The organism is Nonomuraea sp. B19D2, assembly GCF_040137845.1.
Lineage (GTDB): Bacteria > Actinomycetota > Actinomycetes > Streptosporangiales > Streptosporangiaceae > Nonomuraea.
In genome coordinates this window covers 95,476-120,197 of record NZ_JBEFAK010000009.1, presented here as the reverse complement: position 1 = coordinate 120,197, position 24,722 = coordinate 95,476, and the positions used below count along the sequence as shown (strand labels likewise).

General features: G+C 70.0%; 27 protein-coding genes and 1 riboswitch. Of the genes, 6 read left to right on the top strand and 21 right to left on the bottom strand.

Annotated features, from left to right (window positions below):
* Positions 1 to 3 precede the first annotated feature (3 nt).
* The 11 genes from ABN273_RS18935 to ABN273_RS18885 form a co-directional block, all read right to left on the bottom strand.
* Positions 4 to 1,002: a LacI family DNA-binding transcriptional regulator gene (locus ABN273_RS18935; RefSeq protein WP_349450224.1), complete on the bottom strand. Its 999-nt coding sequence runs from the start codon at positions 1,000 to 1,002 to the stop codon at positions 4 to 6.
* On the bottom strand, positions 983 to 2,392 hold the full coding sequence (locus ABN273_RS18930) for a GH1 family beta-glucosidase (RefSeq protein WP_349450223.1): 1,410 nt from the start codon (positions 2,390 to 2,392) through the stop codon (positions 983 to 985). Before ABN273_RS18930 ends, ABN273_RS18935 begins: the two co-directional genes overlap by 20 nt.
* Positions 2,389 to 3,219 (bottom strand): carbohydrate ABC transporter permease, encoded by an 831-nt coding sequence (locus ABN273_RS18925; protein WP_349450222.1) that lies wholly within the window; start codon positions 3,217 to 3,219, stop codon positions 2,389 to 2,391. The genes ABN273_RS18930 and ABN273_RS18925 overlap by 4 nt, the downstream gene beginning before the upstream one ends.
* Positions 3,216 to 4,172 carry a carbohydrate ABC transporter permease gene (locus tag ABN273_RS18920; protein ID WP_349450221.1) on the bottom strand — a complete coding sequence of 319 codons (957 nt, stop codon included), beginning with the start codon at positions 4,170 to 4,172 and terminating at the stop codon, positions 3,216 to 3,218. Before ABN273_RS18920 ends, ABN273_RS18925 begins: the two co-directional genes overlap by 4 nt.
* Before the next feature lie 57 nt (positions 4,173 to 4,229).
* Positions 4,230 to 5,570, bottom strand: a complete 1,341-nt coding sequence (locus tag ABN273_RS18915; protein ID WP_349450220.1) for an ABC transporter substrate-binding protein — start codon at positions 5,568 to 5,570, stop codon at positions 4,230 to 4,232.
* A gap of 389 nt (positions 5,571 to 5,959) precedes the next feature.
* A complete protein-coding gene (locus ABN273_RS59500) occupies positions 5,960 to 6,487 on the bottom strand; it encodes a helix-turn-helix domain-containing protein (RefSeq protein ID WP_502911066.1) in 528 nt (175 codons plus the stop codon).
* Entirely contained in the window at positions 6,488 to 6,643 is a 156-nt protein-coding gene (locus tag ABN273_RS18910) for a hypothetical protein (protein WP_349450219.1), read from the bottom strand.
* A 326-nt stretch (positions 6,644 to 6,969) separates the two neighbouring features.
* Positions 6,970 to 7,323 (bottom strand): hypothetical protein, encoded by a 354-nt coding sequence (locus ABN273_RS18905; RefSeq protein WP_349450218.1) that lies wholly within the window; start codon positions 7,321 to 7,323, stop codon positions 6,970 to 6,972.
* A complete protein-coding gene (locus tag ABN273_RS18900) occupies positions 7,320 to 7,790 on the bottom strand; it encodes a hypothetical protein (protein ID WP_349450217.1) in 471 nt (156 codons plus the stop codon). The genes ABN273_RS18905 and ABN273_RS18900 overlap by 4 nt, the downstream gene beginning before the upstream one ends.
* A 550-nt stretch (positions 7,791 to 8,340) precedes the next feature.
* On the bottom strand, positions 8,341 to 8,817 hold the full coding sequence (locus ABN273_RS18890; RefSeq protein ID WP_349450216.1) for an SRPBCC domain-containing protein: 477 nt from the start codon (positions 8,815 to 8,817) through the stop codon (positions 8,341 to 8,343).
* Positions 8,814 to 9,152, bottom strand: coding sequence for an ArsR/SmtB family transcription factor (locus tag ABN273_RS18885; protein WP_349450215.1), 339 nt, complete (start codon positions 9,150 to 9,152; stop codon positions 8,814 to 8,816). Before ABN273_RS18885 ends, ABN273_RS18890 begins: the two co-directional genes overlap by 4 nt.
* A gap of 263 nt (positions 9,153 to 9,415) precedes the next feature.
* Here ABN273_RS18885 and ABN273_RS18880 point away from each other — a divergent pair, with 263 nt between their 5' ends.
* On the top strand, positions 9,416 to 9,970 hold the full coding sequence (locus tag ABN273_RS18880; protein ID WP_349450214.1) for an AAA family ATPase: 555 nt from the start codon (positions 9,416 to 9,418) through the stop codon (positions 9,968 to 9,970).
* A gap of 56 nt (positions 9,971 to 10,026) precedes the next feature.
* Here ABN273_RS18880 and ABN273_RS18875 read toward each other — a convergent pair whose 3' ends face one another.
* From ABN273_RS18875 to ABN273_RS18865, 3 genes are all read right to left on the bottom strand, one after another.
* Positions 10,027 to 11,274, bottom strand: a complete 1,248-nt coding sequence (locus ABN273_RS18875; RefSeq protein ID WP_349450386.1) for an RNA polymerase sigma factor — start codon at positions 11,272 to 11,274, stop codon at positions 10,027 to 10,029.
* A 98-nt stretch (positions 11,275 to 11,372) separates the two neighbouring features.
* Positions 11,373 to 11,813, bottom strand: coding sequence for a YciI family protein (locus tag ABN273_RS18870; protein WP_349450213.1), 441 nt, complete (start codon positions 11,811 to 11,813; stop codon positions 11,373 to 11,375).
* 82 nt (positions 11,814 to 11,895) lie between these two features.
* A complete protein-coding gene (locus tag ABN273_RS18865) occupies positions 11,896 to 12,639 on the bottom strand; it encodes a TetR/AcrR family transcriptional regulator (protein ID WP_349450212.1) in 744 nt (247 codons plus the stop codon).
* Between the two features lie 122 nt (positions 12,640 to 12,761).
* Here ABN273_RS18865 and ABN273_RS18860 point away from each other — a divergent pair, with 122 nt between their 5' ends.
* Together ABN273_RS18860 and ABN273_RS18855 are read left to right on the top strand one after the other, a co-directional pair.
* Positions 12,762 to 13,352: an NADPH-dependent FMN reductase gene (locus tag ABN273_RS18860; RefSeq protein WP_349450211.1), complete on the top strand. Its 591-nt coding sequence runs from the start codon at positions 12,762 to 12,764 to the stop codon at positions 13,350 to 13,352.
* A gap of 5 nt (positions 13,353 to 13,357) precedes the next feature.
* Positions 13,358 to 14,830, top strand: a complete 1,473-nt coding sequence (locus ABN273_RS18855) for an MDR family MFS transporter (protein WP_349450210.1) — start codon at positions 13,358 to 13,360, stop codon at positions 14,828 to 14,830.
* Here the strand turns inward: ABN273_RS18855 and ABN273_RS18850 are convergent.
* The gene (locus tag ABN273_RS18850) at positions 14,820 to 15,683 is read right to left on the bottom strand and encodes a LysR family transcriptional regulator (protein WP_349450209.1); all 864 of its coding nucleotides are present in this window, start codon (positions 15,681 to 15,683) and stop codon (positions 14,820 to 14,822) included. The two genes, ABN273_RS18855 and ABN273_RS18850, sit on opposite strands and share 11 nt — an antisense overlap.
* Before the next feature lie 58 nt (positions 15,684 to 15,741).
* Between ABN273_RS18850 and ABN273_RS18845 the strand changes: the two genes are divergently transcribed.
* Entirely contained in the window at positions 15,742 to 16,554 is an 813-nt protein-coding gene (locus tag ABN273_RS18845) for an alpha/beta fold hydrolase (protein WP_349450208.1), read from the top strand.
* 11 nt (positions 16,555 to 16,565) lie between these two features.
* Here the strand turns inward: ABN273_RS18845 and ABN273_RS18840 are convergent, their stop codons facing one another.
* From ABN273_RS18840 to ABN273_RS18825, 4 genes are all read right to left on the bottom strand, one after another.
* Positions 16,566 to 17,261: a YoaK family protein gene (locus ABN273_RS18840; RefSeq protein ID WP_349450207.1), complete on the bottom strand. Its 696-nt coding sequence runs from the start codon at positions 17,259 to 17,261 to the stop codon at positions 16,566 to 16,568.
* Positions 17,262 to 17,422: 161 nt separating this feature from the next.
* Positions 17,423 to 18,094 carry a CHAP domain-containing protein gene (locus ABN273_RS18835; protein WP_349450206.1) on the bottom strand — a complete coding sequence of 224 codons (672 nt, stop codon included), beginning with the start codon at positions 18,092 to 18,094 and terminating at the stop codon, positions 17,423 to 17,425.
* A gap of 12 nt (positions 18,095 to 18,106) precedes the next feature.
* Positions 18,107 to 18,244: riboswitch (cyclic di-AMP (ydaO/yuaA leader) on the bottom strand.
* Between the two features lie 114 nt (positions 18,245 to 18,358).
* The gene (locus ABN273_RS18830; protein WP_349450205.1) at positions 18,359 to 19,312 is read right to left on the bottom strand and encodes a Gfo/Idh/MocA family protein; all 954 of its coding nucleotides are present in this window, start codon (positions 19,310 to 19,312) and stop codon (positions 18,359 to 18,361) included.
* Between the two features lie 19 nt (positions 19,313 to 19,331).
* Positions 19,332 to 20,153, bottom strand: a complete 822-nt coding sequence (locus ABN273_RS18825; protein ID WP_349450204.1) for an aldo/keto reductase — start codon at positions 20,151 to 20,153, stop codon at positions 19,332 to 19,334.
* Positions 20,154 to 20,251: 98 nt separating this feature from the next.
* Between ABN273_RS18825 and ABN273_RS18820 the strand changes: the two genes are divergently transcribed.
* Entirely contained in the window at positions 20,252 to 21,196 is a 945-nt protein-coding gene (locus ABN273_RS18820; RefSeq protein ID WP_349450203.1) for a hypothetical protein, read from the top strand.
* A 2-nt stretch (positions 21,197 to 21,198) separates the two neighbouring features.
* Complete coding sequence (locus tag ABN273_RS18815; RefSeq protein ID WP_349450385.1) at positions 21,199 to 22,362, top strand: DUF6716 putative glycosyltransferase; 1,164 nt, start codon at positions 21,199 to 21,201, stop codon at positions 22,360 to 22,362.
* Between the two features lie 125 nt (positions 22,363 to 22,487).
* Here the strand turns inward: ABN273_RS18815 and ABN273_RS18810 are convergent, their stop codons facing one another.
* Together ABN273_RS18810 and ABN273_RS18805 are read right to left on the bottom strand one after the other, a co-directional pair.
* The gene (locus tag ABN273_RS18810) at positions 22,488 to 23,723 is read right to left on the bottom strand and encodes a polysialyltransferase family glycosyltransferase (RefSeq protein ID WP_349450202.1); all 1,236 of its coding nucleotides are present in this window, start codon (positions 23,721 to 23,723) and stop codon (positions 22,488 to 22,490) included.
* A complete protein-coding gene (locus ABN273_RS18805; protein WP_349450201.1) occupies positions 23,720 to 24,706 on the bottom strand; it encodes a glycosyltransferase family 2 protein in 987 nt (328 codons plus the stop codon). The genes ABN273_RS18810 and ABN273_RS18805 overlap by 4 nt, the downstream gene beginning before the upstream one ends.
* Positions 24,707 to 24,722: the final 16 nt, after the last annotated feature.

The window sequence follows — 24,722 nt, the reverse complement described above, 5'->3', positions numbered from 1 at the left end:
CTCTCATGCGGATTGACGACGGACGAGGTGGGTGTCCAGGATCACGACGGGCTGGCGCAGCTCCTGGCCGTTGATGCGGGCCACCAGCAGCTGCGCCATCTGCCGGCCCATCTGCTCGGTCGGCTGGTGGACGGTGGTCAGCGGCGGGTCGGCGTGCAGCGCGGCCTTGGAGTCGTCGAACCCGATCACGGCCACGTCCTCCGGGATGGACCGGCCCGCGGCCTTGAGCACGCGCATCGCGCCCAGCGCCATCGGGTCGGACGCGGCGAACACCGCGTCGAGATCGGGGTGCGCCGTCAGCAGCCCGGTCATCGCCGCGGCGCCGCTCTCCTCCGAGAAGTCGCCGTACGCCACCAGCTCCGGCAGCCCGGCGGGCAGCAGCGCGTCGCGGTAACCCGCCAGGCGGTCGACGCCCACGCCCATGTCCTGGTGACCGGCGATGGTGGCGATACAGGTGCGGCCGAGGCCCAGCAGGTGTTTGACCGCCTGCCGGGCCCCTGCCCTGTTGTCCATGTCGACGTAGCTGTAGGGGTCGAGGCCGACGGGGCGGCCGCCGAGCACGGTCGGCACGCCCATCTCCTCCAGCCGGCCCGGCAACGGGTCGGCGCCGTGCAGCGACAGCAGCAGCACGCCGTCGACGTGCTGCCCGGTCAGGTAGTGCTCCAGCCGGTCGTACTCCTCGGTGGTGCGGGCCATCGCCAGGATGAGCTGCAGCCCTGTCTCCGAGAGTGCCGAGCCGATGCCGCGGATGGTGCCCGCGAAGAACGGGTCGTCGAACACCCGTAGCTGCGACTCGGACACCACCAGGGCGACAGCGTCCGTGCGGCGCGTCACCAGGGCGCGCGCCGCACGGTTGGGCACGTAGCCCAGCTCGCGGATGGCCAGCTCAACGGCCTCGCGGGCCTTGGCGCTGACGTTCGGCGAGCCATTGATGACTCTCGACACCGTGCCCCGGCCCACCCCGGCCCGAGCCGCGACTGCCTCAAGAGTCGGTCGGTTCATGGCGCCTATTCTGCCGGATGATCTCCGAGTACCAGAGCGCGCTGTCCTTGAGCAGCCGTTCCTGGGTCTCGAAGTCCACGCGCACCAGGCCGAACCGCTTGCCGTAGCCCCACGCCCACTCGAAGTTGTCCATCAGTGACCAGGCGAAATAGCCCTCCAGGGGCACGCCGGCCTCGATCGCCTCCTTGCAGGCGCCGAGGTGCGCCTCCACGTACGCCTGCCGCTCCCTGTCGTGGATCCGGCCGTCCTCGAGCACGTCGTCGAAGGCGGCGCCGTTCTCGGAGACCACCATGGGGATCGGCGGGTACTCCCGCGCCACCCTCGTGAGGACCTCCACCAGGCCGCTCTCGTCGATCTCCCAGCCCATCGCGGTCACCGGAAGCCCGGCGGTGACGAACGACACGTGCTCGCTGCCGACCCACGGCGAGGCCGTGTCCGTGGGGGCCGCCGCCGCCGACTGCTTGCCGCCTGGTGCTCCCGAGACCGTGAAGCGGCTGTAGTAGTTGACGAGCAGCACGTCGATGGGGGCGCCGATGGTCTTCATGTCGCCCGGCTCGATGAAGTCGATCTCGACGGGCAGGTCGGCCAGCACGTCCTCCGGGTAGCGCCCGGTGAGCAGCGCGTCCAGGAAGAACCTGTTCTGCAGCCCGTCGATGCGCCGGGCCGCCTCCAGGTCCTCCGCGCTGTCGGTGGCGGGGGTGACCGCGTACAGGTTCACGCAGCCGCCGACCCGCCTGGCGTCCATCGCCTGGACGGCCAGCCCGTGTGCCAGGTTGAGATGATGCGCGCCCCTGATCGCGTTCTGCGGCTCGCGCCTGCCCGGGGCGTGCTCGCCCGAGGCGTAGCCGAGGAACGCGGCGCACCATGGCTCATTGACGGTGCTGAAGGTGTGCACGTGGTCCTTCAGCGCCTCGTGCACGGCCGCGGCGTATTCGGCGAAGCGGTATGCCGTGTCACGGTTGGGCCAGCCGCCCTTGTCCTCCAGCTCCTGGGGCAGGTCCCAGTGGTAGAGGGTCAGCCAGGGATCGATGGCATGCGCGTGCAGCTCGTCGAGGAGCCGCTTGTAGAAGTCCAGGCCCTTCTGGTTGACCTGGCCGGAGCCGGTCGGCTGGATGCGGGGCCAGGAGACCGAGAAGCGGTAGGCCGACAGGCCCAGCTCCGCCATGATCCCGACGTCCTCCCGGTAGCGGTGGTAGTGGTCGATGGCCACGTCCGCGTTGTGCCCGTTGAGAATCCGGCCCGGCGTCCCGGTGAACGTGTCCCAGATGGACACGCCGCGCCCGTCTTCCGCGACCGCCCCTTCGATCTGGTACGCCGAGGTCGCCGCGCCCCACGCGAAGCCCGCAGGGAAGCGCAGCCCGGCACGCGTCTGTTCCTCTTGTGTCGTCACGCCTTGACCGCACCTTCCATGAGACCGCCGACGATTTGACGGCCGAATGCGACGAATACTGCGATGAGGGGGATGATGGACAGCGCTGTCCCCGCGAAGATCAGCGTGTAGTTCGTGGAGAACCTGGCGTTCAGCGAGGTGATCGCGATCTGCACGGTGGGGTTGTCCGGGGTCAGCACGATCAGCGGCCACATGAAGTCGTTCCACATGAGCATGAACGTGTTGATGCCGAGCACGGCCATGCCGGGACGCACCGCGGGCAGCACGACGTTCCACCAGATCCGCAGCGTGGCGGCGCCGTCCACCCTGGCCGCCTCGACCAGCTCCATCGGTACGGCCTGCCGCGTGTACTGCGTCATCAGGAACACGCCGAACCCGTTGAGCAGGTACGGCAGGATGACCGCCTTGAGGGTGCCGGTCCACTCCAGGCTCACCATGAGCCGGTAGAGGGGCACCACGCCCATCTGCTGCAACGGCACCGCCATCGTCAGCAGCACGAGCACCAGCAGCAGGTTCCGGCCCTTGAAGGACAGGTTCGCGAACGCGAAGCCGGCCAGCGTCGAGATGATCACCACGGAGACGGTGACGACGCTCGACACGATGAACGAGTTCGTCAGGCCCAGCAGGAACTTGGCGTCCTCGTTGTTGAGCACCGCGACGATGTTCTCGCCCAGGTTCCCGCCCGGCAGGAACGGCGGCGGCACCGCGACCGCGTCGGCGTTCGTACGGGAGGCGATGACCAGCATCCAGTACAGCGGGAACGCCGACAGCAGGACGGCCAGGGCCAGCATGAGCCTGGTGGCGAGGGTCGGGGAGAAGTTGTTCATTTCGCGCCCCCGATCCGGCGCACGACCAGGAAGTTGATCGCCGCTCCGATGAGAATGAGCAGGAACAGCAGCCAGGCGGCCGCGGCGGCGTAACCGTAGTCGAACTCGCGGAAGCCCTGCTTGACGATGAACATGGCCACCGTCTGGAACTGGCCCTGCGAGCCGCCGTCGACGTTGCCGTTGTAGAACGTGGTCGGCTCGGAGAACAGCGTCAGGCCGCCGATCGTGGAGTTGAGCACCACGAAGATCATGGTCGGGCGCAGCATCGGCAGCGTGATCTGCCAGAACTGCCTGCGCCGGGACGCGCCGTCGATCGCGGCGGCCTCGTACAGGTCGCGGGGGATCGTCTGCATGCCGGCCAGGAAGATGATCGCGTTGTAGCCGGTCCAGCGCCAGTCGACCATGGTGGCGATGGCGATCCACGACGGGATGCGCTCGGCCCGCCAGTTCGTCTTGTCCACGCCGAACCAGCTCAGGACCCAGTTCACCAGGCCCCAGTCGCGGGCGTACAGCTGCGTGAACACCACCGCGACCGCGACCACCGACGTCACCAGCGGCAGCAGCACGCTCATGCGGATCGGCAGGCGGAACCTGAACCGCTTGTTCAGCGCGTTGGCCAGCAGCAGCGCGAGCAGCATCTGGGGGACGGTGGCGATGATGAACATGCCGACCGTGTTGACCACGGCGTTCCAGAAGTCCTCATCGCCCAGCAGCGCGGTGTAGTTGCCCAGCCCGGTCCATTCCACGGTCCCGGCCAGGTCGTAGTCGTAGAGCGAGTAGTAGAGGGTGAAGGCCAACGGGAACAGCCCGAAGGCGGCGAACAGCAGGAAATACGGAGACACCAGGGCGTACGGCATCGCCTTGACGTCCAGTCGGGAACGCCAGCGGCTGCCGGGCGGGCGGTCGCGGCGATGGTTGTTCCGCACCGCCCGCGGAAGGGTGTCGAGGCTCATAGCAGACCTTTCGGCGGCGACAAGCCCGGCCCGCTGCCGGCGGGCCGGGCGGAGAGACTAACCCGCGGCCTTGACCGCGTCGTCGACCAGCTGCTGCCAGGCCTTGTCGTGCGGGACGGAGCCGTCGTCCATGCCCTGGATGACGGACTCGATGGCGTTCTTGACCTGGGCGTGCTTCACGCCGAGGAAGACCGGCTGCAGGCTCGAGGCGGACTTGGCGAAGATTTCACCGATGGGGGCGTTGTTGAAGAACTCGTTCTTCGCGCCCTGCACGCCCGCGTCCTGCTGGGCCTTCGTGTTGCTCGGCATGTTGCCGAAGTCCTTGAAGATGCTGGCCTCGGTCTCCGCGTTGGTCAGGTAGTCGGCGACCATCGCGGCTTCCTTCGGGTGCTTCGACTGCTTGGGCACGGCCAGCCAGGAGCCGCCCCAGTTGCCGCCGCCGCCCGGCACCGAGGCCACGTCCCACTTGCCCTTGCCGCCGTCGCCGGCGTTGCCGCTGACCACGCCGAGCATCCAGGACGGGCAGCCGACCGTGGCGAACGCGCCCTTCTGGGTGCCCGCCGCCCACTCGTCGGTGAAGTTGCGCAGCTTGGCGGTCAGCCCCTGCTGGCTCATCTTCGTGGCGAAGTCGAAGCCCGCCTTCACCGCCGGGTTCTTGTCGACGATGAGGTTGTTGTCCTTGTCGAAGTACGTGACGTTGCCGTTCTTGGCCGCCTCCTGGTAGAGGACGACCTGGTAGAGCGTGTTCGTGCCGTCGGCGAACTTCGTGTCCTTGACCTTCGACTGGAACGTCTTGCCGACGTTCATGAACTCGTCCCAGGTCGGCCAGAGCGCGCTGACCTTCTCACGGTCGGTCGGCAGGCCGGCCTTCTTGAACAGGTCCGTGCGGTAGCAGATGCTCATGCCGCCGATGTCGGTGCCGAGGCCGAACAGCTTGCCGTCGGCCGTGACGCCGTTCTCCCACTTCCAGGCGGGGAAGTCCGCCTTGCGGGACTCCAGGCCGTGCTCCTTCAGATCGGCCCACCACTCGGGGTGCGCCTTGGCCAGGCCCATGCCGCCCTCGTCGATGCCGACCACGTCGCCCGCGCCGTTGCCGGCCTGCAGCCACTGGATCATCTGGGGCCAGTACTGCTGCTCGAACTGGTCAGTGAGGTGCTCCTCCTTGATCTGGATGTCCTTGTGCTCGGTGTTCCACTTCTCGATGGCGTTCTTGTAGCCGAAGTTCGTGCCGCCGCCGAACGTCTGGACACGGATCGTGACCGGCTCGGCTGCCGAGGAAGCGGGAGCGCTGCTGGACCCCGTACCGGTGCTGCCTGAGCTACAGGACGCGACGGTCAGCGCCGCCGCGGCCAGGGCCGAGGCCGCGGCTAGACCGCCGCGACGCTTGCTGATCATCATGGTGGACCCCTTCTCGGGTGAATGTTGGGGGAGTGCACCGCGGCACGCGCTCCGCCGCGGTGGGATCTTTGGGAGCGCTCCCACAAAGGGTGCACTTACGTGGTCTGCGCGTCAATCCACCGAAACGCAACCGTTACCAATGGGGCGGTTTGTAACGTTGAAACCGGATTTAAGGCGTTATACAGCACAAAGAGCGTCTTGGGAGCGCTCCCACCACAAGAGGCATCTTTTGTGTCGCATCAAGGGCATGTCACCCGCACTGACCACGCTTTCTCCCCGTCACACGACCAGTGAGAGCGTGTCCATCGTGTTCGGCGACGCCAGGGGCGCTTTGTGGGGGTGCCCCAGGGGGGCGGGCCGAAACGCGCTGTCCTCCGCAACGGGTCGCGCTACGCGCGATGGGCGCTCCGGGCAGCGCCTCCCAAGGGGCTCCGCCCCTTTCGATCCCCGAAAACCCCGCTCGCTTCGCTCGCCAGGCGCCCACCCGTTGCCCAGTTACCGGCTTGGCCTGCTGGATCCCACCCGGAGCGGTCCTCGCTGCGCTCGGGCGTACTCATCGGTCTCGGGGCTGCGCCCCGAGCCCATGCAGGTGGCCTCCGGCCCCCTGCGCCCCGGCTGGGCACACGCCGTGCAGACGCTTCGTTATCCGCGTGACCTCGTTCGTCAGTCACTTTGGGCCGCAGAATGCATCTATCGGCCGCCACGCTGCTGGAGGCCCGCTCTGGATGCGGAATGGAGTCAACGGGCAAGCGTGTATGGCTCGGGTGACCTCGGCTTGCGCCCATGGGATGCTTTCGGAAGCGCACATAGTCCGGCCACCCAGCCTCGATCCCCGGCACCTCGCCACTCTCAATCCTCGACACCCGTGTCTGGCTCACGCCGAGGGCCTCGGCTAGTTCGGCCTGGGCGGCCCCCATCTACTCGCGCTTCTCGCTGAGCTGGTAGCCGTGCTGGTACGCCTCTCGCCGTGCACGAGCTGCCTCCTGCCCGGCTTCGCGCTCGGCATCACTTCGGGGGTCGAGTTTGCGCGCCTTTGCCTTGACCTCGCTCCACTTCACGAATTCAGCGCTCATCGGTCCTCCTGCTCCTCCAAGGCGATCAGATGCTCGGCGAACCGTTCACCGGCGAGAGGGATCGCCTTGGCAAACGCGGTGATCCCGGCGGTGCGTTGGCGTGCCGGAGTGACGCCTGGAAGGTTCGGGCATGTCGTCGATCTCACGCCCACAGGAATGCGATTTTCCCGATAGACGTCGTTGAGAGGGCGAAAGGTAGTGGTAACGGCGTTCGGAGCCGGAGTGTGGGGGAGCCGGTCAAGGCCCTGCGGTGGGATAACGCATAGCCGTGAGCTGTCCCGCACCCCACAGTGTCTGGGCGTGTCGTCTCGTGCACCAATAGCCGGTTATTCGGTGTCTTTTGGGTGCCGAGGCGATGCGTAGATCACCCAGACGGTACGGGTGTGGTCATCGATGGCATAGCGAACACGTCCACCGCTGGTGACCTCGAATTCCCACTGCTCCAGGTCCTGGCCATTGTGACGATGAGTCGAGAGATCACCGCGTAGGCGATGCTGACGATCGTGGCTGGAGCGCGAACGAGGGTCAGCACGCAGTGCCTCGAAGCATCGGCGTGTGTTGGCCAGGGCATGACGGCACAACTCTTCCCAGCCGCTGACTGCGTCGCTGGTGCCGAACCGGACGTCCCACTCGTCATCCGGCGGTGGCACCGTAACCCGATCTCCGCGCTTCGGGCTCATACCGAGACCTCAACCGGTCCGAAGTCGCCACTGGTGGGCTTGCGAGCTTCGGCGTAGTGTGCGGGATCGGCCTTGATCCGGGCAGTTGCCCGCCAGCCTGCGATGACCTCCTGAGTGGTCGCATCGACGTCCAGCTCCGCGGCATCGGAGAGCGCCTCGACCAGTTCGAGTGTGAAGGCGCGCAGTTCGGTCGTGGAAAGGTGGCGTACCCAGGGAAAGACCTCAGGCATGGCTATGACGAGCGCACGTGCGGTGGGGTCATGCTTGATCAAGGCGAGGAACAACCGGGATGCCGTGGCCAACGTGCGGTCACGTTCTTCTTCGCGATCGGCCGCGGTCAGGTAGAAGTCCGGGGCGTCGCGATGAGTTACACGTACTCGCCCAAGACGCGCCGCACGCTCGGCCACGGCTCGGGGATTTCTGGACAAGTCGGAAAAGGTAACAGCATCGGCATGACTCGTGCTCACACTGCGAGTGTAAGTCAGAATACGTTCTGATGACGGTGACTGTGCGGCTCTGGCATCGTGACGGGCTGGAATCTCAGTTGGCGGTGCTCCCGCCAGGGGCGTTGGACGAGAAGCCACGCCCCGATATCGATGGCCGCGCGGGTGGCATAGGCCGGCCGACATCGTCCTGGATGGGGGACTTCAGGTGCCCGGCCATCAGGGCTCAGCGGTGCGTAGAAGGTTCGGGAGCCGAGCGTACCCGTGCGCTGTGCCGCCGGAAGCCGACGCCCGACACCGCGGTCATGACCGAGGTACCCCGGCCGACATGTCAAGCTGGACCGCATCGAGGAGGTCACCACCCGCTTCCCTCGGCGATGCTTTGCCCTCGGCCAGTTCGAGTCGCGGTCGACGCTTCACGCCGACCGGTGCCTCGTGAGCCAACCCTATCGACGCGCACTCGGGGCCGCTGCGCGCGTTCGTGATGAGGAACTCCGGCCATCCCCACCGCATCGTGCTGACCTGGGAACTCCAGGCCCATCTCCGCTGGTGACGAACTCCGTGAGAGCGATTTTCACTGCGCGGCCTGGCTCTCCGCGACACCGGCGAGTTGCTTGGTGACCGCGCCCCAGCCTGCGGAGAAGCCGAGCTCCTCGTGGCGGGCGCGGGCGGCCGGATTGCCGTGCCGGACGATGATCCGGTATTCCGTGCCGTCCGGATGATCGCTCAGCGTGATCTCGGCCGTCATGGGCACCGGCATGGGATCGGCGGGGCGCCAGGCGCTGTCGATCGCGTTCGTGAACACGATCCGCTCGAGCTCGTCGACGGCGAGGAAAGTCGCATCGACGTGCGGGACGAACTCCACCCCGTCCTCGCTCAGCCGCGTCACGAGTGCGCCGCCGGGCCGGACGTCCAGGCGGTCGACCCGGCACACGGTCGGAGCCGGGACCCACCACTTCTCCAAACGGGACGGATCGGTCCATGCGCTCCACACAGCGGCGCGGGGGGCGCGGATGACCCGCTCCAGGGCCAGGTCGAGATCGGGGTTCATGGTTGCTGCTCCTTCGGATCGGTGACGAGGCGTTCGAGCCGGTCGGTGCGCTCTTCCCAGATCCGGCGCTGCTCGGCGAGCCAGCCGTCGACGAGCGCGAGTCGGTCGCGGTTGAGCACGCAGGTGCGCACCCGGCCGCGCTTGGTCGTGCGGATCAGGCCGTTCGCCTCGAGCATCCGCACATGTTTCATGAAGGAGGGAAGGGTCATCGGGAACTCGCGGGCGAGATCGCCCACGCTCGCCGGGCCGCAGCCGAGGCGTCGGATGACGCCGCGCCGAGTCGGGTCGGCGAGGGCGACGAACACGCCGTCGAGCTCCGCCGAATACTGTGCCATGCGGCTAAGTATTGTTCGCCGGAACACTTAGCGCAAGGGCAAAGTATTGAGGCCGTCTCGAAGGTGCTCGGACATGGCAGTGGCGGGCCGAAGCGCGAGGCGGCCACGCCTCCCGGCCGGCATCGCGGAACGCCGGGCGAACCGTTCGTCCGCCAGAGGGATCCCCTCGGCACCCCCTTGGCGCCTCCAAACCATCGCTGACCAGGTCATCTGGGCAAGCCGGACTCGGTGGCGTCCAGATCCGAGACAGACAGGAGTGATTGATGAAGCGCTACATCCTGACCGGCGCCCCTGGAGCCGGGAAGACGGCGATCCTGCGCTGGCTGGAGTGTGACGGCTACACCGTCGTCGAGGAGGCGGCGACCGATGTCATCGCCCTCCAGCAGGCCCAGGGCGAGCCCGAGCCATGGACGAAGCCGTCCTTCGTGGAGGCGATCGTCGCCTTGCAGCGCCGGCGGGAGGAACAGGCCGCGGCCCTTCCCGGCGCTGTGCAGATCTACGATCGATCGCCTGTCTGCACCTACGCCCTGGCCACGTATCTCGGCCATGCCGTATCTCCGGCCCTGTCCCGCGAATTGGAACGCATCCGAGCCCGGCAGATCTACGAGAAGAAGGTCTTCTTCGTCCAGAACCTCGGGTTCGTCACGCCGACCGACGCGCGGCGGATCACCTTCGAGGAGTCGCTGCGCTTCGAGCGGGTCCATCGGGACGCCTACACCTCACTCGGCTACGAGTGTGTGGCGATCGCCCCCGGCACGCTGCCGGACCGGGTGGTGGCGGTCAAGAAGCAGCTCGAAGCCGCGCCGACCGGCTGGTGATTGATCGTCGTGCATGGCGCCGGTGTGAGCGCTCGATGCGGCGGCCCGGACCGGTTTCAGCAGGCGGCGGCGCGTTCCCCGAGGAGTTCGCGTTCGCGGGCGTTGCGGGTCATCGTGGCCGCCCGCTCGAACTCGGCGCGCGCCTCCTCCCGCCGGCCCAGCTTGAAGAGCAGGTCTCCGCGTACGCTCGGCAGCAGGTGGTAGTCCTTGAGCGCGGGCTCGTCCACGATCTGGTCCAGCAGCTGGAGCCCTACCGCGGGGCCGTAGGCCATGGCGAGGGCGACGGCCCGGTTGAGCTCCACGATGGGGGAGCGGGACAGCCTGGCCAGTGCCTCGTACAGGCTCGCGATGCGTTCCCAGTCGGTGTCCTCCGGGGCGAGGGCCCTGGCGTGGCAGGCGGCGATGGCGGCCTGGAGGGTGTACGGGCCGGGCTCGTCCCCCAGCTGCTCGGCCTGGTCGAGGGCGGCCAGGCCGCGCCGGATGAGCAGCCGGTCCCAGCGGGCCCTGTTCTGCTCCAGGAGGAGGATCGGCTCGCCTGACGGGCCCACGCGGGCGGCGGATCTGGATGCCTGGATCTCCATGAGCGCGACCAGGCCGTGGACCTCGGGCTCCTTGGGCATCAGGCCTGCCAGGACGCGGCCCAGCCTGAGGGCGTCCTCGCACAGGGCGGGGCGCATCCAGTCGTCCCCGGCGGTCGCCGAATAGCCTTCGTTGAAGATCAGGTAGATGACTTCGAGCACGGACGCCAGGCGGGCCGACAGCTCGAAGGTCTGGGGCACCTCGAAGGGGATCTTCTTGTCGGCCAGGGTCCGCTTGGCCCGGACGATCCGCTGCGCCACCGTCGGCTCCGAGACCAGGAACGCCCGCGCTATCTCGTCGGTGGTCAGGCCGCCGAGCACGCGCAGGGTCAGGGCCACCCGCGCCTCCATGGAGAGCGTGGGATGGCAGGCCGTGAACACCAGGCGCAGGAGATCGTCCTCGATCTCGTCGACCTCGGGGAGGTCCTCCTCCGTGTCGAGGCGGTGGCCGAGCTCGATCAGGTTTCGCTCGAGGCGTTCGTTCCTGCGGATCAGGTCGATGGCGCGGCGCTTCGCCACGGTCATCAGCCAGGCGCCCGGGTTGCGGGGCACGCCGGTCTCCGGCCACTGCTCCAGCGCGGCGACCAGCGCGTCCTGCGCCAGCTCCTCCGCCAGGCCGACGTCGCGCACGAACCGGGCGAGCCCGGCGATGAGCCGGGCCGCCTCGATCCGCCACACCGCCTCGATCGCCCGGTTAGCGGCCTGCGGGTTGGTGTCGGAAGCCATCACCGGCCCATGAGAGCAGCACGAGGCCACCGATGGCAACACCCGTCCCCGCTGCCGCCGCCGCGCGTCACCGGCCGCTGCCGACCGGCGGGGTCAGGTCAGGCGTCGGGCTGGTCGACGCCGAGGCGCTCGCGTAGCGCCAGCTCGCGTTCCCGCTCCTCCGCCGGCAGCGAGTCGTCCGGTACGTCCGAGGCGTCGAACACGCGCCACACGTCCAGCCCGATCCCTTCATGCCCCGGAGGCACCGGCACCCGCAGGGCCCACTCGATCGCCTCTTCCCGCGACTTCACCTGGATCAGCCAGAAGCCGGCGATGAGCTCCTTGGCCTCGGCGAACGGCCCGTCGATCACCGTGGCCTTGCCGCCGCTGTAGGCGATCTGCGCGCCCTGCGAGCTCGGGTAGAGCCCCTCGCCCGCCAGCAGCACCCCCGCCTTGGCCAGCGACTCGTTGTAGGCGTGCATGTTGTCCACGAGCTCCTGGCTGGGCAGCACCCCGGCCTCGGTCTCCGCGTTCGCCTTGCCCACGATCATGAACTTCATCGGTGTCGCTCCTCGTCGCTCGTATCGGGTCTCGTTGAACGCGTCGAACGGCGACGGGCGGGATCGACACGTACCGGAGAATTTATTCGGCGAAGAGCCGGGCCGCGATGCCGTCCAGAACGTACTCGAGGCCGGTCTCGAACTGCCAGCCCGGGTCGTCCTTGCGTCTGCCCTGGTAGATGTACTGCTCGAAGGCAGGGTAGCGGCCGGTGTCGAGCAGGTACGAGAGCTGCGGGGCCAGGCTGGTGAAGACCTGCTGTTCGCTGGACCAGCCCTGGCCGGCCATGAGCAGGCGCATCGCGATCTCCGCGCCGATGACGCCGTGCGTGTAGGAGTTGACGGTGTTGACGACGGCCATCGCGGTGTCGGGGTCCAGGTCCAGGCCCTCGACCGCGCGCAGCGAGCGTTCCGACACCGCCACCCGGTTGGGCGTGAGCGCGAGCATGGCGCTCGGCGGGAGCTGGGCGAGCCACAGGTGCCTCAGCATCAGCTCGCGCGTCTTGACGGCGATCTCTCTGAGCGTCTCGCGCCAGCCCGACGTGTCGCCGGGCAGCTCCAGCTCGCCGTAGACGTGGTCGACCATCAGCTCCACCAGCTCGTCCTTGCCCGACACGTACCGGTAGGCGGCCATCGGGGCGACGCCCAGCTCGGTGGCCAGCCGCCGCATGGTGATGGCGTCGAGCCCCTCCGCGTCCGCTACGGCGACCGCGGCGGTGGCGATGCGGTGCGGCGACAGGGTCTGGCGGGGGGCGGGCGCGGGGCGTTCGAGCCGGGCCCACAGCGGGGTCTCGTCCTTGCCCGCGCCGTCCTTGCGAGCGGCAGCCATGGACCGCCCTCCTCTCCACGATTCCGTGTACAGCGTATCAGGAGTAGACAACGTACACATCGATGTGTACGTTGTCTCGGCGTAGATACGTTGTACACATTCTTTCGAAGGAAGGCCCTGTCATGGACAGCCCTCTGCGCGTGGCCGTGCTGCTCGGCAGCACCAGGGACGGTCGCTTCGGCCCCGTCGTGGCGAACTGGTTCCGCGCTCACCTCGACCGGCGCGACGACATGACCGCCGATCTCATCGACCTGGTCGAGACGCCGCTGCCCACCGTGTTCCCCGTCCTGGGGCAGCCGCCGGCGGCGGAGGAGCACGTGGAGCTGCTGTCGGCCGTGTCGCCGAGGCTGGCGGCGGCCGACGCGTTCGTGATCGTGACGCCTGAGTACAACCGCAGCTTCCCCGCCTCGCTGAAGAACGCCATCGACTGGCACAACCGGGAGTGGAACGCCAAGCCGGTCGGGTTCGTGGCGTACGGCGGCTTCTCGGCCGGGCTGCGGGCCGTCGAGCAGCTCCGTCTGGTGATGGCCGAGCTGCACGCCGTCACCGTGCGCGACGCCGTCGGCCTGCAGGCGCCGTGGGCCCAGATCGGCCACGACGGCGCCGCCGCCAACCCCGGCGCCGACGCGGCCGCCAAGGCGATGCTCGACCAGCTCGCCTGGTGGGGGCACGCGCTGCGCGAGGCCAGGGCCGCGCGCCCGTACGGGGTGTGACGCACGTGAGGTTCCCCGTGTTCGGGCTGATGCTCGGCATGTTCCTGGCCATGCTGGACGGCCTCATCGTGGGCACCGCACTGCCCACGATCACCGGCGAGCTGGGCGGGCTGGACCGGCTGTCGTGGGTGGTGACCGCGTACCTGCTGGCCACGGCCGCCACCACTCCCATCTGGGGCAAACTGGGCGACCTGTACGGGCGCAAGAGCATGTTCATGGCCTCGATCGTGATCTTCCTGGCCGGATCCATGCTCGCCGGCCTGGCGCGGGACATCGATCAGCTCATCGCCTTCCGCGCCGTCCAGGGGCTGGGCGCGGGCGGGCTGATGGTCGGCGCCCTGTCGATCATCGGCGTGCTGGTGCCGCCCCGCGACAGCGGCAAGGTGCAGTCGATGGTCGGGGCCATGATGCCGGTCGCGTTCATCGGCGGGCCGCTGCTCGGCGGCCTGCTCACCGACCAGCTGAGCTGGCGGTGGACGTTCTACGTGAACGTGCCGGTCGGTGCCGTCGCCCTGCTGGTCGTGGGCTTCGGGGTCCGGCTGAGGAGCGAGCGGGTCAGGGCCAGGATCGACTACCTCGGCGCGATGCTGCTGACCGCCTGCATCGTGGCCCTGACGCTGCTGGCGAGCTGGGGCGGCACCGCGTACGCTTGGTCGTCGCCGCAGATCCTGGGCCTGGGCGGGGTCTCCGCCGTGGCACTGCTGGCGTTCGTGCGCGTCGAGCGGCGAGCCGAGGAGCCGGTCATCCCGCCCAGGCTGTTCCGTGACCGCAACTTCGCGCTCGCGCAGGTCCTCAGCTTCCTGGTCGGCGCGGTGATGATGGCTGTGATGTCCTACCTGCCGCAGTACATGCAGTACGTCCAGGGCGCCTCACCCACGGCCGGCGGGATGCTGCTGTTGCCGCTGATGTTCGGCATGCTCGGGGCGCAGCTTGTCACCGGCCGCCTCATCAGCCGCGACGGCCGGTACCGCAGATATCCGATCCTCGGCGGCGGCGTGCTCGTCGTCGGCGTTCTCGTGCTCACCTGGCTGGGGGTGGGCACGGGGACGGCGCCGGCCTCCGCGCTCACGCTGGTCGCGGGGGTGGGGATGGGACTGCTCACGCAGAGCTCCCTGCTGCTCACCCTGAACAGCGCCGAGCCGCGCGACATGGGCGCGGCCGGCGGGACCGTCACGCTGCTGCGGACCATCGGCGGATCGCTGGGGATCGCCCTGCTGGGCGCGATCTACGGCAGCCGGATGGAGGCCGGGCTGGCCGGCCGGCTCGGAGCCGGGACCGCCGAGCGGCTGGCCGGCGGCGGCGGGCTCACGCCCGAGCTGGTGTCCGCGATGCCGGACGCCGTACGGGACGCGGTGCGCGAGGCGGTCAGCGGCGGACTGCGGGGTGTGCTGGCAGGGGCCGCGGTCCTGGCGATGATCGCGTTCGCCGCCGCGTGGTTTGTCCGGGAGGTGCCCCTCCGTACGGAATCTACAACGTAAAGGCGGCCAGCTGGTCGAGAAAGGCCCGGGCCGCCGGGGCACAGTCGGCCGCCGACGGGACGGCCAGGGCCAAGGAGCGGGTCATCGCCGGTTCGAGCGGCCGCGTGACGACGGCGCCCAGGTCGGCGGGCAGGCCCAGGGTGGGGACGATGCTGACGCCCAGCCCCGCGGCCACCATCTCCAGGATGGCGGCGGGGCCGCCGGCCTCGAAGGCGATGTCGAGCCGGACCTGGGCAGCCATTGCCGCACCCATGATCAGGGGGCGGCAGCCGGCTGTGGTGAGGATGAACGGCCGGCCGCTCAGGTCGGCGAGGGCGATGGCCGGGCGGGCGGTCAGGGGGTGGCCGGCGGGCAGCACGGCGACCATGTCGTGGGTGCTGAGGTGGACGGTGTGCAGGCCGGGGGCGGGGAGGGTGACCACGCCCACCTCGGCGGCGCCGCGGTGCAGCCATTCGCGGATGTCGTCGTCCACCCCCTCGAACAGGCGGACCCGTACCTGCGGGTAGCGGTCGGTGAAGGCGCGCAGGAGCCTGGCGATGAGCGTGCCGGTGGCGCTGGGGAGGCTGGCCAGGCGCAGCTCGCCGGTGATCTGGCCGGCGGCGGCGGCCACGTCGGCGCGGATGAGGTCGAAGTGGCGCAGGGTCTCGCGGGCCCGGGCGAGTGCTGCCTGGCCGGCCTCGGTGAGGGCGATGCCGTCGCGGTGGCGGACGAACAGGGCGGCGCCGAGCTCGCGCTCCAGGGTGGCGATGGCGCGGCTGACGGCGGGCTGGGACATGCCAGTGTGGTCGGCGGCGGCGGTGAAGCCGCCGTGCTCGGCGACCGCGACGAGCACCCGGAGCTGCGCCAATGTCATACCGGCATACCTTAGTTGGTATTTGACCATGAGGGGGGCAGAACATCATGGTTATGGCATGTCCAAGCGAATGACGGTCGAGGTCGACGGCCGGATGGCCAGTTATCTGACGGCGGGCGAGCGGGGCCCGGTGGTGTTGCTGCTGCACGGCACGTATTGGAGCCGGGTCTGGGAACCGGTGATCGACGATCTGGCGGCGGCGGGGTTGCGGCCTGTGGCGGTCGATCTGCCGGGGCTGGGGCGTTCCGAGGGGGAGCTCACGGCGGAGACGGCGGCGGTGCCCGCGCTGGCGGCGTGGGCAGGGCGGTTCGCGGCCGCGGTGGGTGCGCGGGCGCCGCTGCTGGTGGCGGGGCACGACATCGGGGGCGCCGTCGCGCAGCACCTGCTGGTCGAGTCGGAGGTGGCGCGGCTGGCTCTGGTCAATTCGGTCACGTACGACTCGTGGCCGGTGCCCGGGGTGGCCCGTTACCGGGATCCCGCCGTGGTGGCGGCCACGACCGTGGAGGAGTTGCTGGCCGCGCGCCGCAAGGCCGTCACGATCGCGCTGGGCCGGCCCGCCGCCGAGGCGGAGCTGGCCGATTACCTGGATCCGTGGCGTGACCTGCGGGTGGGCCGGTCGTGGATGGCTCTGGCGGGCGCGGCCGACAGCCGCTACACCTTGGACCTCGTCCCCGCGCTGAAGGCGGATGAGACGCCGAAGCTGCTGGTGTGGGGTGAGGACGACACGTTCCAGGAGGTCCGGTACGCCGAGCGCTTCGTCGCGGAGATCCCGAACAGCACACTCGTGCGCATTCCCGGGGCGGGGCACATCCCGATGGAGAACGACCCGGCCGGGGTCGCGCGGGCTCTGGCGGACTTCTTCCTCTCCTGAACCCCGTCGGCTCAGCTCGTGCGGCGGGTGCGCCTGCGGGCCACGACGGCGACGACCGCGAGGAGGGTCAGGGCGGCGGCCAGCGGGAGTGCGGGGCCGACGTGCAGGTGGAGTGCGGCGCCGGTGAGGGCGCCGAGGAACATCGCCACGACGGACGCGGACCTGCGCAGGGCCGACCGGCCCGGGATGTCGGCGGCCAGGCCCGTGAGGGTGGTGGTGAGGACGTTGGTGACCAGGTCGGGGACCGCCAGCGCGCGTACGGACGCGTTCTGCAGGCCCATGCCGTACGCGAGCAGCCCGATGAGCGCCGCCCTGGCACCGGTGTGATGGTGTCCTGACACCAGGGCCACGGTGAGGGCGGCGGCGACCAGCAGGGCGTGTGCCGCGGTGGCGGCGGCGAACGCGCGCCGGGCGTCGCTCGTCCGCCTGGTCACCTGCCCGGCGGTCCAGGCGCCCGCCCCGAAGGCCGCGAGGGCCAGGGGGGAGGCCCATTTCGACAGCTCCTGGTCTCCGGCCAGGGCGAAGCCGAGGAAGACGATGTTGCCGGTCATGTTGGCCACGAAGACGCGGCCCAGGCCGAGGAAGCTGATGGCGTCCACGAGGCCGGTGACGAGGGCCAGGAGGATCAGCAGGGCGGGCAGGACGCCGTGCGGGTTCCCGCCGCGGGGGAACAGCCCGTCGGCCACCCACCGGAGCCCGCCCCTCACGGGCGTCCCGCGATCTCGGCTCCCGGGCGGGGGCTGGGTCTCATGGCCGGCTCCTTGGCGAGGTTCGCGCGTGGCTGCCCCAACCCCCTTCCCCTGGAGGATGGTGGGATGCGAAGAGCGCGCGCCCCCGGAGGGGACGCGCGCTCGTGTGGTGAAACGGGTCAGCCGGCGTACTCCGGGTAGCCGTAGCCGACGACCTGGGACTTCGGACGGACGCGCTCCTCGACCTTGCCGTTGCCGGTGTTGCCTTCGACGGTCGAGATGGTGCCGTCGCCGTTGTCCTTCTCGACGAACCCGACGTGGTTGATGTCGTCGAGGCTCTTGCTCCCGCTCCAGGAGAAGAACACGACGGCGCCGGGCTTGGCGGCATCGCCGAAGCGGTGGTTGGCCTGGAACCACTTGGCGTGGGCGACGGTCCAGGCGTCCCAGCCGACCTGCGGGCGGGCGCCGGTCTGCTCGCCGACCCAGGAGACGAACATCGCACACCAGGGCGCGTTGATGTAGTCGGCGCGCTTGCCGCCGTCACGGGCGATGGTCTCCGCGGCGCGCTGCGAGTTGGCGTACCACTTCTGGAACTTGGTGCCGCCGCCGTAGGCGTTCTCGGAGATGCCGACCTGGGACTTGGCGAGCTCCAGGACCTGGGAGGCGGTGACGTTGACCTTCGTCTCCCTGGACTTGGCGTGGTCGTCTTGCGTGGCCGCGGTGGCCGGCTGCTGCTCTGTGGCGGCGGCCGTGCCCATGTGGGCGCCGAGCCCGGAGGCCAGTACGGTCGCGCCGAGCACGGCTCGGGCGATGTTGGTCTTCGTGGCAGCGGTAAAGCGGAACTTGGCCATCGAGGCGGTTACTCCTTGCTTCCATGCCGCTTACCGGGTTAGCTGACGGGTTCGGGCGTGGAAGCTGCCCTACGGCACCGAAGTGCCGATTCACCCCAAAGGACGTGGGTCCCCGGTTCCGCCCGAAGGCGGATTCAGCGGTCACAGGACGGTCCTGTGATGTGTCGCGATGGTCGGACATTGCCGGACAAACCGGACGAATGCCTCAAGAATGCCTCAAATGTAATGCATAAGGCAAGAGGCTACAAATTTGTAACGACCCGGCTAGGCGAGTTGCCCCCGGGCCGCGGCCAGGAGCCCCATCATGGCAAGGGACTCATCAAGCGGCATGACCGAGCTTTCGGTCCTGCCTTCGGCCGTCGCGGCGCGGACTTCGCGGAGCTCTCCGGCGTATCCGTTGTCCGCCGGATCGAGCACATGCTCCTCCGGCTCCATGGAGGGCCCGGAGAGCAAAATCCGCCGCGGCGCCCAGAACGGTGCCTGGATGTCCGCCCGCATCTGAGTACCTACAACACAGGCATGGTTCGGGTAATTCCCGAGCAACGAGGTTTCTACGAGAGCCCGCCTGCCGCCGGGGTAGAGCAAGATCCCACCGGCCTCCGCGTCCACTCCGTTGGGCGCAAGGGAGCCGGTGATCCGCAGGTCGGAGGGCATGCCGAGGAGCAGCTGAGCCAGGCCGAACGGGTAGATCCCGAGGTCGAGCAGGGCCCCGCCGCCCAGCTCCGGCGCCCACAGCCGGTGGACCGGATCGTAAGGCTTGGCAAAGCCGAAGGAGGCTTGCACGGAGCGGATGTCGCCGAAGCGCTCGTCGGCCGCGATCTTCTGGATGAGGGGGTTGAAGCGCATCCACATCGCTTCCATGAGGAACACGCCTGCCTCACGGGCCAGCCGCACCATCTTCTCCGCGTCGTCCACGGTGGCGGCCAGCGGCTTCTCGCACAGCACGGCCTTGCCCGCGGCGATGGCGGCCTCGGCCACCTGCAGATGCTGGGCGTGCGGCGTCGCGACGTAGACGGCGTCCACGGCCGGATCGGCGCACATCTGCTCATAGGAGCCGTACGCCGACTCCGCGCCCAAAGTGGCGGCCAGCGCCTGCGCCCGTCCTAAGTCCCTGGACCCGACGGCGGCCACCCGCATTCCGGGCTCGGCCACGATGGCCGCTCCCACGGTCCGCGCTATACCGCCTGTCGCCGCGATGCCCCACGCAAAATCCCGCACGTGGGAGATCGTAGACGAATCACGTCATGTTGAACGTGTCGGGATCGGGGCCGAAGCGCCGGCCCCTGTTCAGCGCGCCGATGGCGGCCATGTCCTCGGGATCGAGGATGAAGTCGAACACGCCGATGTTCTCGGCGATCCGCGACGGGGTCACGGACTTGGGGATGACGACGTTGCCCAGCTGCAGGTGCCAGCGGAGCACGATCTGCGCGGGCGTCTTGCCGTACTTGCCGGACAGCACGGCCAGCGCCGGGTCGTCGAGCAGTCCCTGGCCCTGGCCCAGAGGGCTCCACGCCTCCGTGAGGATGCCGTTGGCCTCGTGGAAGGCGCGCATCTCGCGCTGCTGCAGGTACGGGTGGAGCTCGATCTGGTTGATCGACGGGACGATGTCGGTCTCGTTCATCAGCCGGGTCAGGGTGGCGATCGTGAAGTTGGAGGTGCCGATGGCCTTGGCCCGCCCGTCACGGTAGATCTTTTCCATCGCCTTCCACGCCTGCACGTACTTGTCCTGCTGCGGCACCGGCCAGTGGATGAGGAAAAGGTCGATGTAGTCGAGGCCGAGCCGGGCCAGGGACTCCTCGAAGGCCGCCTCGGCGCGTCCGTGGTCGGCGTTCCACAGCTTGGTGGTGACGAAGACCTTCCTGCGCGGCAGCTCCGATTCGCGCACGGCCTGGCCGACGCCCTCCTCGTTGTCGTACGCGGAGGCGGTGTCGACGTGCCGGTAGCCGGCCTTCAGCGCGGTCGTGACGGCCTGCGCGGCCTCTTCGGCGGGGACCTGCCAGACGCCGTAGCCGAGCTGCGGGATGTGCACGCCGTCGGTGTTGAGCAAGAGCGAGTTCATACCGTCCATTGTTCACGTCGCGTTTCTGGGGGCTTAAGGCGGCGGGGCTAGCTTGAAGCGGTCGTGAACGGGCCATCACCCGGCTGGGAGGAGCAGGAGTGGTCGAACAGGCGTCGGCCTGGGTGGAGTCCCCGCTCCAGATGCTGTGCGCCGTCGAGGCCCACTTCGCGGGGCTGCTGGGCCCCCGGACGGTCGTCGTGCCGCGCTCGGGCCTGCGGCCGCTGAAGGCCACGCGCCGGGAGCTGAGGTCTCTCGGGCTGCCCGACGGCCTGGAGCTGGCCGAGCCGCGCGAACGCATGCCCAGGCGCGTGCAGGCCGTCGGCGACGCCTTCTCCGGCAGGGTGCAGCTGCGCTGGCTGACCTCGCGTCCCGGCCGCATCGTGATCGTGGACGACGGCCTGGCCACCCTCCGGCTGCTCGAGCTGCTGGCCGCGGGGCCGTACCGGCCGCTGCTGCGGGCCAGGGCCCAGCCGACCGGGCTGCGCTCCGCGCTGGGCCTGGCGGCCGCGCTGCGGCTGCGCCTGAGCGACGTGTCGGTCTTCACCGCCCTGCCCGTCGACAAACCCCTGGAGGACGCGGTACGGCGGGCCGGAATCGATCTGGTACGCCACCAGTTCGCCTGGCTGCGGGCCCAGCCGCCCAGCGCCGAGGTGCCCGCGGAGCGCACGGTCGTCCTCGGCACCTCGCTGGTCAGGAACGGCCTGGTGCACCGCGACCACTACCTGCGCTGGCTGACGGACCTGGCCGCGCGCGAGCCGCTGGCGTACTACCCGCACCGCCGCGAGGACCCCGTTGACGTCGCGCTGATCCGGGAACGCCCGGGGATCACGGTCCACGACGGCGGCGCGCCCGCCGAGCTGACGCTGCGCGGCCTGGACGCCGGTCAGCGGGTGCTCAGCCTCCCCTCGACCGCGATCACCTCGCTGCGGGTGCTGCTCAGCCCGCGCGGTGTCGCCGTCGAGCCCGTGGAGGTCCCCGACGACTGGTGGACCAGCAGGGCGGCCCCCGCCCTTCGCTCGCATCTGACGGGAGTGTCCGGTTGAAAGTGTTGGCGGTCGCCGACTCCGACTCGTACCTGAAGTGGGCGGCCTGCCTGCTCGGCGACCTGCCCGGGGGAGGCACTGCGGACCTGGTCGTGGTGCGCACGCCGATCGCGCCGTCGCCCGAGCAGATCGCCGCCGCCGTGGGCGGCGGCGCCGAGTCGCCGCCGGTGCTGTCGGCCAGGTCCGTGCGGCGGCTGGCCGAGCGCACGCAGCCGGACGTGGTGCTGGTGGCCTGCACAGGGCCGGTCGTGGACGTGCTGGTGGCCGACGTGTTCGCGGGGCTGCGGCCGCGGCCGGTGTTCGTCAGCGGGCTGCCCGGCATCTCGGTGCCCGCGACGGAGAAGGCGTGGCTGTTCCGCAGCGGGTGTGACCTGTTCGTGGTGCACAGCGAGCGGGAGGTGGCCGAGTTCTCCGAGATCGCCGCCAGGCTCGGCGGGGGAGGGGCGGTGGGCCTGGCCAGGCTGCCGTTCCTGCGCTCGCAGGCGGTCGCCGGGGGCGGGAACCGGGTCGTGTTCGCCACCCAGGCCAAGGTGCCGCGTGAGCGGGAGGACCGGGAGCGCATCCTGCTGGGGCTGGCCGAGCTGGCCCGGCTCCGCCCCGAGCTGGACGTGGTCGTCAAGCTGCGCGCGCTGGAGGACGAGCGGCAGACGCACAACGAGCGCCACCACTACCAGCGGCTGTGGCGGGAGATGGGGGAGCCGGGGCGGCTCTCCTTCCAGGCGGGTTCGATGCACGACCAGCTCGCGCGGGCGGCCGGGTTCGTCACGGTGAGCTCGACGGCGGCGCTGGAGGCGATCGCGCTGGGCGTGCCGTCGCTGGTGCTGAGCGACTTCGGCGTGAGCGCCGAGATGATCAACCTGGTGTTCGAGGGCAGCGGGCTGCTGGGTACGCTCGACGACCTGGCCAAGGGCGACTTCCGGCCTGCCTCGGCCGAGTGGTGCGCGGCCAACTACTTCCAGCCGCCGGAGCGCAACGACTGGACTCGGCTGCTGGCCGGGCTGGTGGCGGGCGGGCCGCGGGTGCCGGCGACCTCGCTGCTGGACGGGCCGGAGCACACGGCGGCGCGGCGCCGGGCCCGGCTCCGGGTGGAGGTGCACCCCTCGATGCTGCGGGCGGGCTACCGCGCCAAGCGCAAGATGCGCCGCTACCTCAAGGCCCTCGGCTGACCCGACCCGGCGACGGTGGCCGCCGCCGCCGCGTAGGGTGCGGCCGCCGGCACCCCCTTCCGCGAAAGGACCGCACCCCGGACGGCGGGAGAGGGCTCTTGCGCCGTCCGGGGTGCGGTTGCGGGTCAGATCGCTGAGCGGATCTTCCTGCGCAGCCGGGTGAGCGCGGTCGGCCTGGTCACCAGGCCCAGCGTCTCCAGGCGCTTGCGCTTGAAGTAACGCGCGTCGAAGTCGATGCTCGCGGGCCGCAGCTCCGGGTACGTCTCGGCCTGCATGCAGTACCCCACGGCCCGCACCAGGGCGCGCAGGTCCACCGCGGGCGCCGGGGTGACGGCCCCGTCGGCCGACAGGCGGGGCAGCAGGGCGTCCACGATCGTGACCGGGATCCGGTTGCTGTTCTCGTAGGGAGCCAGCCGGTCGAGCACCAGGTCCGTGCCGTACGAGGCGACGGGCAGCCCGAAGTAGCGCTGCGCCGTCAGCAGACCCGTGGAGAAGCACCCCACGACGAGCTCCGGCCGCAGCGCGGCGAAGCACACCTCGGCGGGCACGCTCTCCGGGGCCACCGACAGCCGCACGCCGAGGGGTTCGGCGGCGGCCCGCAGGAGCTGGGCGTGCCGCCGCCCGGCGGCCGGGTGCGGTTTGAAGACGACGTCGGTGTAGCCGCGGGCGACCAGGGCAAGCAGCATGGTCTCGTGCAGCGCCGTCTCCTCCTCCGGCGTGACGATCTCCAGTGCCGACAGGTACTGGCCGAGGATCATCGCCTGCCCGTGCATCATGTCGGGCGCGGTGGCGGTGACCTGGTCCACGATCGACAGGAACCGCTCGTCTGGCAGGATCGACGGCGCGACGCCGTACTCGCTGAGCAGCAGCGGCGTCAGCCCCGGCACCAGGTCCAGGTGGAGCAGCCGCTCGATGCGGCGGAAGATCTCGGCGGGCATCGGGTCGCGGGTCGGGCCGTAGCTCATCAGCCCGTCGGAGTAGACGGTGATCGGGCAGTCGCGCACCAGCCCCGCGATCGTGCGGGCCGGGGGCACCGCGATCGACTCCAGCACCAGGTGCTCCACCCCGTCCAGCCCCCAGTGGGAGCGGATGAGCCGCTCCATCATGGGTACCTCGATGACGCGGGCCTTCCAGTCGGAGGGGTGCAGCGGCGCGATGAGCTCGTTCCACGAGTGGATCTCGTCGAAGCGGGAGCGCAGCACGGCGAAGCCGGGCGTCTTGTCGAGGGGCATGGCCACCTCGGGGATGGCCGCGTTGCTGGACACGACGAGGACGCGGCGGCCGCCGCCGAAGCGGCCGTCGTCGATGGCGGCGGCCAGCGACATCGCGCCGAACAGCGTCGAGGCGTAGAAGACCTTCACGACGTCTCCTCCCGGTCGCGGCGGACCCGGACGTGCGGGCTGGGCGGCAGGTCGGGCACCAGGGCCCGCAGCGTGGCCTCGCGTTCGGCGGACATCCGCGCGACCGAGTCGGACACCACGTCGGCGGGCAGCGCGCGCACCATGTGCGCGCCGCGCTCCTCGAAGCGGGCCCGCAGCGCCGGCGTGAACCGGTCGGCGATCTCCAGGTGGTGGGCGAGCAGCGCGCAGAAGTTCCGCACCGCCTTGGGCATGAACTCCGGCTCCAGGTCCTTGAAGACCAGGTCGAACGCGTCGAAGAAGTGCAGCTGGCGCTCGTCGCCCACCTGCGTCAGCGACCCGGACACCATGCGCCGGTAGAACACGCCGGCCAGCGACACCACCGCGAACGTGGCGGCCTCCCTGTGCAGGCGCCAGATCCACGGCCGGTCCTCGGCGGTGTGCAGGGAGCCGGGGAAGTGCAGCAGGTCGTGCAGGGAGCGCCGGTAGATCCCGGCCCAGGCGTACGGGTAGTCGACCATGGTCCGCACGCCCGCCGGCAGGATCGCGTCCCGTGGATTCAGCGCCGCGCCCCTTGGTGCGGACAGCGGGGCCCGGTGCACGACCCGCTTGCGGCCCTCGACCTGCACGTGGTCGGCGCGGACGAAGTCGCAGCCGAGCCCGTCGATCGCCTCGACGAGCCGCGCCAGGTAGCCGGGGGCGAGCCAGTCGTCGCCGTCCATGAACGCCACGTACCGGCCCGAGGCGGCCGACAGGCCCGTGTTGCGGGCGTCGGCCAGCCCCACGGGCGCGGGATTGCGCAGCACGGACAGCCCGGGCAGGTCGCGGGCGAAGTCCTCGACGATGGCCCCGGTGGCGTCCACGGAGCCGTCGTCCACGACGATGAACTCGAAGTCGTGCCGGGCGTTGCGGCAGAGCGAGGTGAGCGCGTCGGCGATGAAGCGCTCGCCGTCCCGTACCGGCACGACGACCGAGAGCGTGATCAAGGGTTGTTTCTCCAGA

Excerpts from the sequence above, each read along its gene's own strand:
- ABN273_RS18920 (WP_349450221.1), bottom strand. The coding sequence starts at position 4,172 with ATGAGCCTCGACACCCTTCCGCGGGCGGTGCGGAACAACCATCGCCGC.
- ABN273_RS18850 (WP_349450209.1), bottom strand. The coding sequence starts at position 15,683 with ATGACATTGGCGCAGCTCCGGGTGCTCGTCGCGGTCGCCGAGCACGGC.
- ABN273_RS18870 (WP_349450213.1), bottom strand. The coding sequence starts at position 11,813 with ATGAAGTTCATGATCGTGGGCAAGGCGAACGCGGAGACCGAGGCCGGG.
- ABN273_RS18860 (WP_349450211.1), top strand. The coding sequence starts at position 12,762 with ATGGACAGCCCTCTGCGCGTGGCCGTGCTGCTCGGCAGCACCAGGGAC.
- ABN273_RS18885 (WP_349450215.1), bottom strand. The coding sequence starts at position 9,152 with ATGGCACAGTATTCGGCGGAGCTCGACGGCGTGTTCGTCGCCCTCGCC.
- ABN273_RS18880 (WP_349450214.1), top strand. The coding sequence starts at position 9,416 with ATGAAGCGCTACATCCTGACCGGCGCCCCTGGAGCCGGGAAGACGGCG.
- ABN273_RS18835 (WP_349450206.1), bottom strand. The coding sequence starts at position 18,094 with ATGGCCAAGTTCCGCTTTACCGCTGCCACGAAGACCAACATCGCCCGA.
- ABN273_RS18935 (WP_349450224.1), bottom strand. The coding sequence starts at position 1,002 with ATGAACCGACCGACTCTTGAGGCAGTCGCGGCTCGGGCCGGGGTGGGC.
- ABN273_RS18925 (WP_349450222.1), bottom strand. The coding sequence starts at position 3,219 with ATGAACAACTTCTCCCCGACCCTCGCCACCAGGCTCATGCTGGCCCTG.
- ABN273_RS18845 (WP_349450208.1), top strand. The coding sequence starts at position 15,742 with ATGTCCAAGCGAATGACGGTCGAGGTCGACGGCCGGATGGCCAGTTAT.
- ABN273_RS18890 (WP_349450216.1), bottom strand. The coding sequence starts at position 8,817 with ATGAACCCCGATCTCGACCTGGCCCTGGAGCGGGTCATCCGCGCCCCC.
- ABN273_RS18905 (WP_349450218.1), bottom strand. The coding sequence starts at position 7,323 with ATGAGCCCGAAGCGCGGAGATCGGGTTACGGTGCCACCGCCGGATGAC.
- ABN273_RS59500 (WP_502911066.1), bottom strand. The coding sequence starts at position 6,487 with ATGGGGGCCGCCCAGGCCGAACTAGCCGAGGCCCTCGGCGTGAGCCAG.
- ABN273_RS18825 (WP_349450204.1), bottom strand. The coding sequence starts at position 20,153 with ATGAACTCGCTCTTGCTCAACACCGACGGCGTGCACATCCCGCAGCTC.
- ABN273_RS18875 (WP_349450386.1), bottom strand. The coding sequence starts at position 11,274 with ATGGCTTCCGACACCAACCCGCAGGCCGCTAACCGGGCGATCGAGGCG.
- ABN273_RS18865 (WP_349450212.1), bottom strand. The coding sequence starts at position 12,639 with ATGGCTGCCGCTCGCAAGGACGGCGCGGGCAAGGACGAGACCCCGCTG.
- ABN273_RS18915 (WP_349450220.1), bottom strand. The coding sequence starts at position 5,570 with ATGATGATCAGCAAGCGTCGCGGCGGTCTAGCCGCGGCCTCGGCCCTG.
- ABN273_RS18910 (WP_349450219.1), bottom strand. The coding sequence starts at position 6,643 with ATGAGCGCTGAATTCGTGAAGTGGAGCGAGGTCAAGGCAAAGGCGCGC.